The organism is Caballeronia sp. LjRoot34, assembly GCF_964253815.1.
Lineage (GTDB): Bacteria > Pseudomonadota > Gammaproteobacteria > Burkholderiales > Burkholderiaceae > Caballeronia.
The window spans coordinates 332013-346460 of record NZ_CAXUSB020000004.1; the positions used below are offsets into that span (position 1 = coordinate 332013).

At 57.4% G+C, this 14448-nt stretch carries 17 protein-coding genes; 8 read left to right on the forward strand and 9 right to left on the reverse strand.

All coding sequences use genetic code 11. The features are described 5' to 3' along the window. Nucleotides 1-38: 38 nt before the first annotated feature. From ACSQ36_RS41895 to ACSQ36_RS41930, 8 genes are all read right to left on the reverse strand, one after another. Nucleotides 39-428, reverse strand: coding sequence for a DUF7682 family zinc-binding protein (locus ACSQ36_RS41895; protein ID WP_436186775.1), 390 nt, complete (start codon nucleotides 426-428; stop codon nucleotides 39-41). A gap of 50 nt (nucleotides 429-478) precedes the next feature. Next, nucleotides 479-805 (reverse strand): hypothetical protein, encoded by a 327-nt coding sequence (locus ACSQ36_RS41900; RefSeq protein ID WP_436186776.1) that lies wholly within the window; start codon nucleotides 803-805, stop codon nucleotides 479-481. Then, nucleotides 802-1902 (reverse strand): phage Gp37/Gp68 family protein, encoded by a 1101-nt coding sequence (locus ACSQ36_RS41905; RefSeq protein ID WP_436186777.1) that lies wholly within the window; start codon nucleotides 1900-1902, stop codon nucleotides 802-804. Before ACSQ36_RS41905 ends, ACSQ36_RS41900 begins: the two co-directional genes overlap by 4 nt. Then, nucleotides 1899-2240 carry a DUF4031 domain-containing protein gene (locus ACSQ36_RS41910; protein WP_436186778.1) on the reverse strand — a complete coding sequence of 114 codons (342 nt, stop codon included), beginning with the start codon at nucleotides 2238-2240 and terminating at the stop codon, nucleotides 1899-1901. Before ACSQ36_RS41910 ends, ACSQ36_RS41905 begins: the two co-directional genes overlap by 4 nt. Further along, nucleotides 2237-2863, reverse strand: coding sequence for a hypothetical protein (locus ACSQ36_RS41915; protein ID WP_436186779.1), 627 nt, complete (start codon nucleotides 2861-2863; stop codon nucleotides 2237-2239). Before ACSQ36_RS41915 ends, ACSQ36_RS41910 begins: the two co-directional genes overlap by 4 nt. Nucleotides 2864-2883: 20 nt before the next feature. Further along, complete coding sequence (locus ACSQ36_RS41920) at nucleotides 2884-3363, reverse strand: hypothetical protein (protein ID WP_436186780.1); 480 nt, start codon at nucleotides 3361-3363, stop codon at nucleotides 2884-2886. A 66-nt stretch (nucleotides 3364-3429) separates the two neighbouring features. After that, nucleotides 3430-4641, reverse strand: coding sequence for a DUF1173 family protein (locus tag ACSQ36_RS41925; protein WP_436186781.1), 1212 nt, complete (start codon nucleotides 4639-4641; stop codon nucleotides 3430-3432). Nucleotides 4642-5010: 369 nt separating this feature from the next. Then, nucleotides 5011-5715, reverse strand: coding sequence for a hypothetical protein (locus ACSQ36_RS41930; protein WP_436186782.1), 705 nt, complete (start codon nucleotides 5713-5715; stop codon nucleotides 5011-5013). 573 nt (nucleotides 5716-6288) lie between these two features. On the opposite strand from ACSQ36_RS41930, the gene ACSQ36_RS41935 reads away from it, so the two are divergent. After that, on the forward strand, nucleotides 6289-6738 hold the full coding sequence (locus tag ACSQ36_RS41935; RefSeq protein ID WP_436186783.1) for a hypothetical protein: 450 nt from the start codon (nucleotides 6289-6291) through the stop codon (nucleotides 6736-6738). A 112-nt stretch (nucleotides 6739-6850) separates the two neighbouring features. After that, the gene (locus ACSQ36_RS41940; protein ID WP_436186784.1) at nucleotides 6851-7393 is read left to right on the forward strand and encodes a hypothetical protein; all 543 of its coding nucleotides are present in this window, start codon (nucleotides 6851-6853) and stop codon (nucleotides 7391-7393) included. A 678-nt stretch (nucleotides 7394-8071) separates the two neighbouring features. Here ACSQ36_RS41940 and ACSQ36_RS41945 read toward each other — a convergent pair. Further along, nucleotides 8072-8437, reverse strand: a complete 366-nt coding sequence (locus ACSQ36_RS41945) for a hypothetical protein (RefSeq protein WP_436187002.1) — start codon at nucleotides 8435-8437, stop codon at nucleotides 8072-8074. A 566-nt stretch (nucleotides 8438-9003) separates the two neighbouring features. On the opposite strand from ACSQ36_RS41945, the gene ACSQ36_RS41950 reads away from it, so the two are divergent. The 6 genes from ACSQ36_RS41950 to ACSQ36_RS41975 all read left to right on the forward strand — a co-directional run bounded on the left by ACSQ36_RS41950 (nucleotide 9004) and on the right by ACSQ36_RS41975 (nucleotide 14379). Next, on the forward strand, nucleotides 9004-9492 hold the full coding sequence (locus ACSQ36_RS41950) for a hypothetical protein (RefSeq protein WP_436186785.1): 489 nt from the start codon (nucleotides 9004-9006) through the stop codon (nucleotides 9490-9492). Between the two features lie 149 nt (nucleotides 9493-9641). Next, nucleotides 9642-10070: a hypothetical protein gene (locus ACSQ36_RS41955; protein ID WP_436186786.1), complete on the forward strand. Its 429-nt coding sequence runs from the start codon at nucleotides 9642-9644 to the stop codon at nucleotides 10068-10070. A gap of 125 nt (nucleotides 10071-10195) precedes the next feature. After that, nucleotides 10196-10960: a hypothetical protein gene (locus ACSQ36_RS41960; protein WP_436186787.1), complete on the forward strand. Its 765-nt coding sequence runs from the start codon at nucleotides 10196-10198 to the stop codon at nucleotides 10958-10960. Between the two features lie 12 nt (nucleotides 10961-10972). Next, a complete protein-coding gene (locus ACSQ36_RS41965) occupies nucleotides 10973-11557 on the forward strand; it encodes a hypothetical protein (RefSeq protein WP_436186788.1) in 585 nt (194 codons plus the stop codon). 30 nt (nucleotides 11558-11587) lie between these two features. Then, on the forward strand, nucleotides 11588-12217 hold the full coding sequence (locus ACSQ36_RS41970) for a hypothetical protein (RefSeq protein ID WP_436186789.1): 630 nt from the start codon (nucleotides 11588-11590) through the stop codon (nucleotides 12215-12217). 761 nt (nucleotides 12218-12978) lie between these two features. After that, complete coding sequence (locus tag ACSQ36_RS41975) at nucleotides 12979-14379, forward strand: transposase (RefSeq protein WP_436187003.1); 1401 nt, start codon at nucleotides 12979-12981, stop codon at nucleotides 14377-14379. Nucleotides 14380-14448 lie beyond the last annotated feature (69 nt).

A 14448-nucleotide genomic window follows, 5' to 3' on the forward strand; every position in this document is an offset into this window, starting at 1 on the left:
TCCCATAAATAGTCGAACGCCGAATGCTTATTTTAGTGTCAGGCGCGTCGATCGGCGATGCGGTTATAAGCTTCGTGACTTAAAAGCTGCAATGGTTCGAGCGTCGGTGCGTCAAAAAGTAGACGGTACGAGCGGCCAACGGGAACGGAGATAACCTGGCCCGCACATGAACGCAGTGGTTTTCCATTGAGCGCGAGTGGATGCTCGCCGGCGCTTACCTTGCGTAGGATCTCCCGCGCCTGTCGTTGAACGGTACTCAGGTGGGTCACTATCGATAGGTCGACGCGGTCACCTTCAGCGGCTCGCTGTTTCGCCTCCCGGGTTTGTTCACGAGCAAGCTTATCGAGCTGCCTGGATTTTTCTGCGGCCGTGCAGGCGTGACAGTACTGGCCTTTGCCGGTGTGCGCGCAAGAGAACGTGCGCTTCATGGTGTGAATGGTGCGAAATTGGATGATCTCATTGCACCACGAAAGGGGCACTAGTCAAGCGTCGGAACGTCACTCATTAGTGTGTCTTTCTGGATCGGCGAGTGTTGTTCATCGAGTGCGGCGGAAAGGGTGAGGATGAGTTCGTTGGCTTGCTTTAATCGATTGTCCAGCCGGGCGATATTCGCTAAGGCCACAGCGTATTGCTCCGAGAGCATTTCAAGCGCCCAGAACGCAGACAGTGCGGCGTCGCAGTTGCCGCAGGTGACGAGGCCGCCATGGCGGTCGAGCTTGATGTGCCGATGAGCGCATTCGCCTGGTCGGTGAGTACGCTCGTCCCGGGTGATTCGGATCTTCCTGATATCAACGACCTTGCTCATGCGCTCTCGGGAAACTCGTCATGTTGCCGAGCGTCCAGAGTGCGCCCTGACGCGCTCTTGCCGAACCATCCCATAACGGCGATGTCTTCGCCAATCTGCCCATTTTCATCGGTCGGTGGCTCGCCGGTATGGTTTGACCAGACTCCCTCATCGTCAACGAGCCAGCACAACCCATGCTGAGCTGTTCCAGCATCGACCCATGCGTGCGCATGGCGCTCTTCACCGCAGTGGGTGTAATGATCTTCATTTGCGAACTCGCTCCATTCCCCCCACTGCTTGAACAAGAAGGGAACGGCCGCGACGCGACACTGATCCCGAATTGATTTTGGCCATGCAGGATGCATAGGCCGCGCGCGGTGCCCGCTTTCGCCGCCGACAATCACCCAATCAATGCCGGCGTCGTGTCCGGTCCAACTGCCACGCTCACCGCAGCGCGCACAAAGCGGTTCATGTTCGCCACGGTCGAGGACGGTTTCGACTTCGGTCTCGAGCACGTAGCGCGTATCTGGGCAGACGTCCGGACAGTGAACGCCGGTGGGTGTCAGAAACCGACGAAGGTCGATCGGACCAAGCATTGGCTCGATCGACAAGAATCGTAACGCCGCTGGGATATCTAATAACTTCGGGATATCTCGGTCCGCTTCGGCTTGATTGACGACCGTGGCGCCGATCCAGACGTTGGACCATCCATCTCCCCAATCCGTGGGCAACATGGCGGGGACGTTACCAATTCGCTTGGTGAGAAGAAGCCAGTCGAGCTGGGGCGTGTGCTTGATCAATGAGAAAAGGTCCGCGCGCCATTGGGGGTCTACCGCGTTGTCGAACACGTCCGCTAGACTGGAGCAAAAGACACGTTGCCGATGACCGTGCTCGGCGAAGAAAGCGTCGTGCTCCGAAGCCCACTTGCGTGGCTTTGACCAGTTGGCAGCGCTGGTACGACGGCGGGGCGCACCTGGACCCCAATTGACAGCGACGCCACCAGCAAAGCGGGCGTTGCGGGCTTCCGCGTAGCAGTGGTCGCACCCGGGGCCGACCTTTTGGCAACCTTCCCACGGATTGAAGCTGTGCGTAGCCCAATCGATTTTTGTGTTCTTCATCTTGCAGTCCCCGCTGCACGGCGCGCCGCATTGTATTGACGCATCCAATCCAAGGCGTCGGCGGGTGTGCCAAGCTCGCCGGTGACTCGTCGACGGGCGTTCATCGCCGCGGCTTGGCGCATGGTGATTTCGACAGCGCCGACGGCAACGGCTATTGCGCGCTTGCTTAGAGCGATGTCGTAATGGCTTCCGCTTGTGTTCGTCGGGCGTTGCCAATGCTCGCGTGCTACGCCAATGCGATCTGCCATTTCGTGGAGCTCGGATTCATGCGACGCGAGCATGTGGCAAAGAATTAATCGGCCATAGAGTGCGCGCATGTCGTCGACGTAGACGGTCATGCGAGTCCGCCGATTTGATCATCGCTTGTCATCTGACTGCGGCGGCGATAGGAGCCGTCGAGCTTGGCCGGGCGGCGAGCAAACAACGCATACGCGCCGTCTTCGGTTTCCTGAATTTGGAGGAGCACCCATCCCGCGCCGGCGGGAGGCGTCGGCATCCACTCGGAGAAGTCGAACGCTTCGCTCATTTTTTCCTTGGCATCAACCGAAAGCGCGTCCGACTCGAGATCAACCAACCTGGTCTCCAATCCAAACGCCCCGAGCAGCTTGTCGAGACGTACGTCTTCATCGCACGCGGGCAAGCTGGGATGATTGAAAAAGCCGTGACGGTCGCGAACGATCGTCACAGGCGCGAGCAAGCCATCAGCAAAACCTTCGAGTGTAGGTGGAGCGGCTCGAGCCGGCAGAGCCTCGGCGAGAGAAGTGTTGAGGAGCCCACTGTGCTGCATGCCGTCTAGAAAGACCGCTTTCGCGAACTCGACAATATGTTCCGCGCGCTGTTCAGGAATAGAGATGTGGGCCAATCCTGCGGCTAACCTGTCGAGGTCGAACTCGCTCGCCCACGTATTAACCAGTGCTTGATGCGATGGCGCGATCTTTTTTTCTTCGTTGTAGAGGTTCATGGTGGTCGCGGTAGGTTGGTTTATGCCAGTGCGTCGATGAACCCGTGGTTGGCGGGAAACAGGACGCGTGAAATAGACGCATCGCGTCGGTAATTCGCCTCGACGCTCGTGAGATAAGCCCGAAAAGCCAACTCATCCGAGAGGTCGCCGACGAGTGGCCGGTTTGCAATCCGCACGTCGGTGGGAGCGTGAGCGGCTTCTGCTAGTACGCGCTGGGCGGCGGCGTCGGGCAACCACCAGCGATTCCAACGAAGCGTGAACCCCAGCCACGAGGAAGCGCCGCGCAACTCTGGCCACGTCGCCTGAAAGTCCAGGACCGCACCAAGGGAGCTGAAGAAGACCATCCGGAGGCGCATTTCGTCGGCCGCAGCGACGACGATCTGCTTGCGGTCTTCGTCGGCACAATCGGTGGAGCTGGCTAGCGCCAGTGCAGGGTACGCAAGCTGCCAATCGGCGCCGCGCGCGATGGCCCGTTGCAGGAAAAATGAAGGTGCGTGCATGGGAATGTCCTTTGTTGGCAACGCTCATGCGAGCGGTGCCTTCAACCTACGCCCGGCTTGTAAAAGTCAAGCCGCCGCCGGCAACCGAACCGACGCCAAGTCCGCCGGAGGCACCCATTCGACGCATGGCGTACGTCTCTGGGCGTAGATCGCCTGCTTCTCTTCCTTCCTGCGACGGTAGGCATCGTGAGATTCCATCCCGTATACCTCAATCGCCGTTGCCGCTGCCGTATCGGTCAGCACGAAGTCCGGCAACATCTCGTCGCCCGGCATAAGTCGCAGGGGCTTGTAAAAGCGCCTGCCTTCCGCGACGAGGCGATTTGCCATCGCAACCTCGTAACTGGAATCGCAGAAGATGAACGCTTTGTTGCAGAGCTGCACGGCCAGATCGATGACGCGCAGGTTGCCGTCCTTCGTGCGTTCGAGAACGAGCACCGCGACAACGCGTGCGTCGGCGTTGCCGATCATTGACCATGCGTACCGGAATGACTTCGCTGCCTTCTCGATCAGGTCCTTCGGAGCGAAGAACGATTCGAACGTCTGCCGGATCTTGACGACAAAGCTGTATTTGGACGGGTCGATTGATTTGATTTCTGCGATGAGGATGCCCCGCTCGGAAGCGTCTGCGGTAGTTTGAATTCGTGCGAGAAATTCTTCGAATTCGGTCTTGATCGCGGCCTGCTGTGTTTCTTCGTATCTGCGCATGACATGCAAGACCTCCTGGATCGGACGCCCGTTGAGTTTGCCTTCCCCAAGCTGCGCCAGGACCTGTGCGTTACAGGTTCCCCAGTTCCGCTGGGTGCCGCCGGACCATTGGTTGAGTCCCGCGTCGCCCCAGACCCGTTGGAGAAATCCGAGCAGGGGCGCAGCGCGCCTGCCCGCGGTGGACGTTCGCGCCGGATCGCCGGAACTCTGCACACGACCCACTGTTCGAACGCTCAATGAAATATCGAGCTTCGCGTTTAGTCCGTCAGGCGTGTTTCGAATAGCGTCTTGCGCAGGACCGGCCGACCCGCCAAGAGGACCGGGCTTCGCGAAGAAGGGACACGTCGTTGCATCGTGCTTGGCGCCTTCATCAGGCCAGCGCGCGAGATGAAATAGTTTTCCATAGCGTCGAACGACCAGTCTCAAGGGTGCCAAGATCGAGCTTGGCTTGCAGCCACACACCGCGTATCCCGGGTTCTTTTTCGCGCGCTCAAGGTGCAGTGCAAATCGAGCGGGATTGTTCTGCACCTCTTCGAGAGGCTGGCTGATACCGTCGAACGAAATGAGGGGCATGGGAAGGGCCTATAAGCGGTGGTGTAGGGGCAGTCGAGCGGAGCAGCATCGATATCGGCACGGGTCGCGAGGAGGCGTTTATGCGCCTCTGCGTTTGACAGACTTGCGATCGTCCACTTGCTGCGACGATGCCTTGCCGCGGTGGGCGCTCGCAGATCGCGACCGAACGCAAGAGATTGCTGCCACTATCGCGATAATTCCCACTACCACCGTCGATGATCCAATCAAGAGCCAGCCGAGTGAAACTGAAGGTCCAAGCAAGCGCAGCGCTGCTGCCGCGACAATGAGGATGAGCAGGGTAGGAGTTTGCGCGGGGTTTGTGAGTGTCATGGGCATGGTGCCGGTTGTAGTTCAGATATAGACGCCCGCTTAACCCGCGCTTTGTGGCGTAGCCAATGCCGTTTGGGCGGTTGAATCGGGCGTTAAGCGAATGACACCGTCTGCAGGCGTGCCGACGAGACGCCGCACGCGACTGTGGATGTCGCGCTCGAAATGATCGACGTACCCAATGTCCATTCCGAAGAACGGGAATACAGCGCCTGCGAACACCAACGCAAGCAATGAAAGCGTTGTCCAAAGTTGCCCGAAGCTCGCGACATCTTTGGTTGTCAGCGTACTGGCATGAGCCAGGACGTAGGCTGTATCTTGTGGGCTCACGACGGCACTGATCGCAAGGGCCCAGACAAGCAGGAGCGGGGTGAGGATTGCGACGCGGCCGATCGTCGCAAGCGCCACCCGAAGAAAGTTGCTCGCTTGGGAAATGTAATTACCGGGGGCAAGCAGCGCATTCAACTGTACCTGCGCGTATTGCGTGTCTTGAATCTTCGCGACCATCACGTCATTCACAAAGACTGCCCATGTCATAGCGTTGTTCGCGGCAACCATTCTCCGCAGACGGCGTACTTTCAAGCGCCGACTCAATTCATAAACTGCGGGAAAGCATATGACGGCAAGAGCAACTGGCCAGACGAGGCGGGCAGTGCATCCGTAGAGAAGCGCAACGGCGATGGCCGCGGGCAGGCAGAGGAGTGCAACGCTGCCCCAGTTTTCAGAACGTCGGTCGAATAATTGCATGATTGATTTCGAAGATCCGGGTTGAAGGGATTAGTGAGTCGCGCAAACGACACCTGTCGGTGCAGCGTCAACGGCCTACCAAATTCTCAACGCTGATGAGACGGCCGAGTGACTGAAACGTGCGAGAAAACATGCGCTATTCGGGGTCGGCGTCGATCCGAAGCGGGAAGCGTCCAAACTCGGCCCAGTTTCCGACGTATCTCGTGGGAATCGCGGGACGCCAGTCGACCACTCAGTGACCTCGAAGAGGCAATGGCACCTCAAGCCATGACTGGTATGGAGCCACACACACATATCCACAGCTTTGCCCACACAATCTGTGGACAACCGCAGCTCACCGCCCAACGCTTTTCGAACCTGATGCCAACGAAAAGAAGGTGGTTTTTCGAAGTCTTTCGACTGCCGGTGAAGGGCCACAGGCTATAAAGTACGATTTCCATCCGCGCTTATTTGCGCATCGACACCGCGCCGTCAAGCAGTTCCGACTGCGCATTTCCTTTTGATCTTCGACAACAATCCCGCAGGGGCCAAGCCCCTTCGAGGACTTGCGCCTGCATTTTCATGGAGAATCACATGCAGGCATTTGATAAATACACCAAAGTCTGGAGTCAAGTTCAACCTCTCATGAGCGCCAAGCTCACGCAAATACGGAGCGGCCTTGCTGAGCGGGTACCCAATCGACTCGGCGATATATACGAAGGCGGCGATGAAGAATCCCGCCTGAGTCTCGACGTGTTTGCGGACTCGCTTTGCATCATCAGTCTGGATTTCACATTGCTAGACGCCACCGTCAACGGCGAGGAGCCGGGCGGATTTGGTATCAGTCTTTCGGTTACTGGCTATGCGGCACTTGCGTTGGGCGGATACATGCCCAAGGCGTACACGCCAGAGGCTTATACCGACGACGTTTCTGAAATCGTTGATCGCATAGAAGCACTTGATACAGAAGCGTTCGTGCGGCACGTGTGCGACGAGGCGCTCACCCACGAAGGGTTGCTGCGCGAACTTGCTCAGGCAGGTTAAGCGACTCAAATCTAGAAGCTCATTCATTTATCCCGCAGGGGCATCGCCCCCCCGTGGGCGTGCGCCTGCTCATTTCCTCTTGGAGATCTGCATGTTCACAAATCTGGTTCACTTGTTTAAAACGGCACAGGACGCGGCCGAGCGCGCATACGGCGGCGTCCTCACGGCGGAGAAAGAAGCGTTCGCGGATCTTGGCGGGGGTTACACCGCCATGAACACCCGAAGCTCTTATGCTGCCGAGCGAGAATTGCAGGAGTTCTGCAGCCGGCTCGTCGGGCGTCTGGTGATGGAGGCATCCCGCAAGTTCGCGCCTGGGTCCGGGCGACTTGATATCGACAAAGATGCCGAGCTCAAGCGATTCGGCTTAGACGTCAACGAAGTGCTCCAAGCGGGAAAGCTCCCTGATCTCGACGGGTTCTGGCAGCACCTCGGAAAGACGTACTCGGGCGATGCCGGCCGCGAGGTCGCGTTTTCTCAAGCTGCGAAGGCGATCATCGACGGCTTTTGGTTGAAGCCCGATTCGGAAATCAAGCGCACGAGCAGTGCCGTGGTGCTTGAAATGCGAGTCTCGTCCGAAGTGTCTTTCAGCTCTTCCGGAAAAAGACGGATTCACTACGGCTCGGGGCAGCGAAGGCACGGTCACGGTGAAACGTGAAGGCTCAAACCGGGCGGTGCTGGCTAAGATCCTCGGCACTGTCGAAGTCGACGGTATAGAGGTGATTTGCCTGGATCGGTTGGTACACGAGAGCCACGAGTCGACGTTTGGCGAGTGGGCGCTTGCGGGCGCGGTTACGACACTCCTCTCGCGGCCGATCGCAACTTCCGTCGCAGTGTAAGATTTGGTCGGCAGTTGACTACTGCCTCAGTGTCCTTTTGTCAGAACCCGGCCGTGAGCCGGGTTTTTTTTGCTCTTTACAGCTTGGCCACCTATCGACAAGTAGGTCAGTTTGCGCAACTTCTTGCGTATTCTTGGTAAAAAGTTGCCGTCCACGATTCGTTCTATGGGCCGGTACACTGGGGTTGTCGCGCGCCGTGGATAAGGTGCGGAGAAGGTAAAAGGAGGCATCGATGTGCGGTCGATTTTCGCGTGCTCGGCAAGGCTTGGACTATGTCGTTCCTTTCCTACCGGACGCTGTCTACGATGACAATATCTTTCGCCCGAGCTGGAATGCCCTAGTGAGATGGAGAGCGCCGGTATGCGGTGCGGGTTCCCCTACGGCCACCGCGTCATATGCCACTCGCGGCCATAGGCTACGGAACTTAGTCCTCGCTCAACGGGCGGGAGTCCTGGTTTTGCAGGAGTCGCACCCTAGCGGCGCGATTTGTTGCTCATTCACCAACGCCGGCGATCGTTACAGTCGTGCCAACGGCAATCTTGGCGGTGCCGCTCTTCCCATTCACGGCGGCGCCACTCCCTTTCGCGCCAATCGTTCCCGTAATACGCGCCAGGAGGAACGTAGGATGGAACTCCTGGCGGGACACCATAAATAGCGGGCGGGGGACCGTAGACCACTGGAGGCGCGCCGTACACGACTGGCGGCGCTTCATAGACCACGGGCGGTGGTCCATACACCATAGGCGGCGGTTCGTATACTACCGGGGGCGGCGCATACTGCGGCGCAGGCGCGTAGATTCCCACACCGACATCGATATGGGCCGATGCTGGTATCGATACGCATAACGAGGCAATCAACGCCATCACCCACGACGCTAGCTTGAACTTTGTAATCACTGATAATCCTCGGGCACGATGTAGCTTTCTTAGAGCCATTGCAGCAGCGAAAGGTAAGTTAAGTGAGCCAAACTCGGCTCACGCCTACCATTGGTTAACGGCACCACACCGCGAGCGTGGACAGGCAAGCTGTTAGAAACGTAAGTAATTGTCTGAGCGCTGCCTCTTTCCAGGTACTAGATCGGAGGAAATGCCGGTTAGACGTCGGCCAAGACCGGTCAGTTGCAAGCCCTCGATCAGGCGACGATTGTTGACTGGTTGGCCAGTTAAGACTGGATCTGTCCATCTTGAACGCGCGTCGACCCAACGGCTCTTGTCGTCCAGATTGAAGGGTTATGGCGAGTTGTGTTCAGCCGATCGCTGAAAGACAGAGTTCGGCCACAGGAAGCGACGCTCGTTCAACGAAGACGTACGGCTGAAACTCGACGCGTTTCGGTCATTCGATCCACTTGTCGTCGGCTATCCGCGAATGCGCGGTCGAATTCGTTCGCCTGTACAATTCCCGCGCTGGTTCACCACCAGGGGAGCGGGAAATGGAGCAGGCCTACGCGGCGATCGGACGCGCGGTAATCGCGATGCAGATGTTCGAAGTGACTTTCGTGTCGATCCACGAAGGCTTCAAGATGATCACGGACGAGGTTTACCGCGAGGCGTCGGGCGGCATGATCGACGAGAAGAAATACAGAACTGCATCCTTGAACGTGGTCAAGGCGCTCTCCGATAGAGGCCAGATTGCCATGGATCTGGAGGATCGGTTAAATACTCTGATAGAGCGTCGGAACGAATTAATGCACCGATGGTTTATGCATCACGGCTGGCCGTGGCCCGAGACTAACAATGCGGCCGACTATGCGCCCGTCATCGAACTCGCAGAGTGGGTCAGGACCGAGGCGAACGCAATTACGCACATGATGGCGGGCTACATGGTGCAGCACACCCATCCCGACGACGCCCAAAAGGACCCCGAGACGTACAGGCAGGCGACGGCCGAGCTTTTCCAGAAGCTGCGCGCGCAGGAATAGATGGCATGCACATAACAAAGATCGCTGCCGCTCGAAGGCAACTCACTACTGCCATTCGCCTTTTCTTCGATGGCGGGGACCGAGTATCCGTTTACTCGCTGGCATCGAACGCGTGGGAGGTTATTGACGTGCTCTGCACGAGCGCGAACGTGGAAAGCTTCTCCAAGCAGGCGCGCGAAAACTTGCCGGACGGACACACGCTTAACCACTACATCAACGAGCCGTGTCGAAACTTCTTCAAGCACGCCAAACAAGACCCGGACCCCGATAGCTCGGTCGAATTGCTTGAGTCTAACGTTGCCGCCATCTTATTTCTGGCTGTGGAGGATTACATGCGACTTCGGCAAGGTGGTCCTGTAGAGGCGCAAGTCTTTCAGGCATGGTTTATTGCCGTTTTCCCAGAAAAGGTTGCGGATGAGCCTGTCGCACAATCGGTTCTCGAAGACGTCAACCTGGCCTTTCCAGGCATCGCCACACTCGTCGCGAGCGATCAGATCGAGACGGGCAGACGGGTACTGGAAGCTGCTCTCAATGACCCCGGACTCACGGCTGATCCGAAAACCGAGCCGAGCCTCTGAGTCTCGTCTGCTCCCGGCCTGCTTTTGCTCAGTCACGGGAGCAGCCGCCGGATACACGGAGTTGCACTTGGCTAAACCATGCATCTCCGCGCTCTTATCAAAAAATTAGCTCGTGGACAACTCAGATGGACGATACCCGATCAGAAATCGAAGAATTGAAGCGAATTGTCGACACCGCCCGACAGGAGATCGAACTGTCGGTTATGTTCCATGAGACTTGGAAACCCGCAGCATATGACGGCGCGCTCCAAGCACGAATCGGGACGTCCTATGCGACGCACGCCTTCCAAATCATTCGCTTGTCGCTGCGTCGTGAACTGTTATTAGCGCTGACACGTGTGTGGGACACCAACAAACAGGCTGTGCGAATGAGCCTGATCGCCGATCGCCTACGGAACAAAAAATTGTTCGAAGCACTGGTTCAAGACCGTGCTAGCCGCCTCGGCCTTAGTTCTAAGTTCGCGCCCGACGCGATGAGAAACACGCTGTCGCCAAGGCGCGATGAGATACTGGAATTGATCGCCAAATACAGTGCGAACGGCGCCAGCTTCGAGGTCCTAGAGAAGCTTAAAATGCTTCGCCACCAGCATCTAGCACATCGGCAATTGCCCAGAGCCCCGGTTGGGCCCACGGAATCGAATACGGCAGCGCAGCAACAGGAGGAAGGTGCGCCACCTGTTTGGGCCACCGACGACGAGATTGAGACCTTCTACCAAGACAACCTCAAAATCATGCGGCTGCTGTTGAGCGTCGTTTTGGGCATGGCCTACGATCTGTCGGAGGCAACGGAAGTCTACGAGCACCATGCAAAATACTTCTGGGCGTCAGCACGTGGTGAGCGCACCGAGGGCCACCCCGACTATCGTCCGCCGCCGGCGGCGTCTGAGTAAAGGCGAAAGCCAATGAGTGCACATCCACCCGCGGCGATACCGCAGACGCGTGATGCTCGACTGGCGCGTCGACAAGCACTACTGAGTTGCGCGATCATCCGCAATATTGCTTTTTACTACGCTGGCTGGGTCAGCGAAGATGGCCGAGGGCAGTTAAAGGACGACACGGAATTGGGTCGCACGATCAACAGTAATTTTATCGACATGGCGGTTCTTGAGTGGGCAAAACTCTTTGTCGACGCCCGAGGACGGCATCATTGGTATCGGTTCGTGCGGTCCGTAGAAGCGCGCACCGCGTTCAGGACGGGATTGCTGGCGAGCATTGGGCTTGACCTACCGACTTGGGAGCAATACCACGCGGACGTCAGAGTCTACCGTGATCGCTTCATTGCACATCTGGACGATGATGACGTAATGACGACACCGCGCCTTCGCCTTGCGCGTGACAGCACACTGTTTTTCTATCAGCACCTAGCCGCCAATGCGCCTGTCGGCGCTATCGCCGGCCGATTGCCTCACGATCTTCGCGATTATTACGACGCTTGCTCTGACCTCGCTAGTACTTACCGTGTGAGCTATGTAAGTGACGGGATCTGAGCCTGCTGCAAGATTCAACGGACAACAGAAATGGCGCAGGATATAGCGAAACAGAAGACTCTCGATATGTACGCTTCGCTCATGGAAGAAGTGAAGCTTCGCGAAGCAACGGTCTGGAAAGTTATCGCGGGCGAGATCACGCTGCCGCACCCATGCGCCCGTGAGTATTGTTTCCTGCAGATCCGGATGATTATCGAAACAATGGCCTTAGGCTGCCTCCTCGTGCATGGCGATATCCCGGCGACGCAGAGCAACAAACATTTGAGCCAATATTCTGCGGACCAGATCATGAAACTACTCGGGAGCCTACATCCCGAGTTCTATCCAGAGCCCGTTCTCCTGACTACCACTGTCTCATTCAGTGGAAAGAAACAGCACCATCTAGAACCTCAAGTCAACGACTTTCTTCCGAAGAAAACTTTACTGAAGTACTACGCACGCTGTGGTGACGTGCTGCACCGTGGGTCAGTAAAAAATTTGTTTAAAGAACGTGGCGTACAGTCAGATCTCGACGAACCGAAAACCATGCTGGTTAGCATTCGAAAATTGCTGGAACAACACCTGATCGCGTTGTTCCAGCCCGACGCCAAATTCGTCTGTCTACTGTCTGACCCAGAGGCTGGGGGTAAGACAACGGCCGCAATCGGATCTTCCGGCTAGTAGTTTTCACATGCCCAGAGTCCCTTGCGCATCCCGGTTCGCTTGCGTTCGGCAGCCAATAGCTGTTCGGCGCTCCACCGATCAACCATCGACAGTTCAACAAGCGGCATTGCCTCGCATGAACGAAAGGCAGCTGGACAGTCGGAAGCGGACCTTGCGGCCCAAAGGGTAATTGACGGCAACGGGTCGATTCCGGTCTTTCAATTAATCGGAAGGACTCAAGTACCGCGCGAAAGCCACCATGTTTTGGTCACCTTTCTGATTTAAGCGGGCGGATATAGCGACTCGTGAGTGCCGAGTTCTTGCTTGTTTTTCTTGGGCCCGGGCTTGTTCTGGTCTCGGTGCTCCCCATCCTGAACGCCGATTCATTTTCCGGTGATGCGATCCGGCATCGCCGGTTCCCTTCGTGCACCAGATTCATCGTCAGGCGGCAGTGATCACACTCACGTCGCTCCACTCCTCACTCAATGCCTTGATGCTCTCGTAGTTGACTATCTGGGGCTCACATCGCTCAGCACGTCGCTCGCGATGGACTCAGTTCGGATCTTCCTGTCCCGCGTATCGCTCATCGGTCAGTATGCCTTGAACTGGTTCGTGGGGCCCTGTACTGGCGAGTGAGTGAACCCACGCGCATTTCATCTATCGCGGCGAGCATCACGTTGATCGTCTTGATTCGTCTTTCAATTTGAAGAAGCCGTTTGTGCCTTCAAACCGCATATTTATGCAATACTTTGGAGTACAAAATAATATAAGGGATAATGATGACGCTCTGGACGGCCTGGTGGGACGCGATCTGGCTGCTGCGTCCCGCGTTCTCTCGCCTGCGCAGCTTCATGTGGTTCGCAACTGTCGTGGCTGGCTTGACGGTACGCACCGAGTTGTTGGGCGTGACCAGCATCGTGCGTGCGCTCAAACTGCGACCGGCTCTGTACAACAAGCTGCGTGACAGCCTGCACAGCGACGCCGTGCAGCTCGATCGGCTCTCGGTGCTGTGGACTCAGGCGGTGCTGCGCCTGTTCCCCGACCCGCTACGCGTCAATGGCCGGCGTGTCCTGGTCGGAGACGGCATCAAGGTGGCCAAGAGCGGCAGGAAGATGCCCGGCGTCAAGCTGCTCCATCAACAGTCGGACTCCAACACCAAGCCCGAGTACATCATGGGACACTCCATGCAGGCCGTCAGCATACTCGTACGGGCTGCTCAGAGCGTCTTCGCCGTCCCGCTGGCCGTGCGCATTCACGAAGGCCTGGTGTGGTCGAACCGCGATCGGCGTACCTTGCTCGACAAGATGATCTCGTTGCTGGGGATCGTCTCGGTCAACGAGCCGTTCTACTTCGTCGCCGATGCCTACTACGCTGCTGGCAAAATCGTCAAAGGCCTGCGGGATCAGGACAACCACCTGGTCACACGCGTGAAGTCCAATGCAGTCGCCTATGCCCCGTACGTGCAGCAAGGAGCCCGCAAACGGGGCCGCCCCAGGCTCTACGGTGCCAAGATCAAACTCAAATCGCTGCTGTCTGATCCACAGTCCTCACAATCAGCTCCCAGTCCAGTCTATGGTGAGCACAACGTCACCATCCAATACCGTGTCTGCGATCTACTGTGGCTGGCGGGTGGACGGCTCGTTCGCTTCGTGGCAGTGACTCACCCCAGCAGGGGTTCGTGCCTGCTGATGTGCACCGACCTCGGTCTGGATGCCGTCGAGATCATTCGCCTGTATGGATTGCGCTTCAAGATCGAGTACAGCTTCAAACAGGCGGTGCATCGGATCGGCACATTCGCGTACCACTTCTGGATGCAGGACATGAAGCCGCTCGGCCGCCGAAATGGCGATCAATACCTTCATCGCGAGTCACTCGAGTACCGTAACGCCGTCAAACGCAAGATCCACGCCTACCACGTTTTTATGCATGCTGGCATCGTCTGTCAGGGACTGCTTCACTACCTGGCAGCGGTGTTCCCGTCACAGGTCTGGAGTTCCTTTGGATCCTGGCTGCGCACCATCCGCCCCGGCATCCCGCCATCGGAGTTGGTCGTCGCCAACGCATTACGCCAATGCCTGCCCGAATTTCTCGTGAATAGCGCCAAAACCCATTTCTTCGCAAAATTCATCGCAGAAAGGCAGGACCCCGACACCTTCGAGATGTTCCGCCTAGGCACATAGCCGAAAAACCGCGCCTGAAGTCGGCACTCTCGAGATAGCGAGTATCTTTCCACTATCACCCGCGTCCTT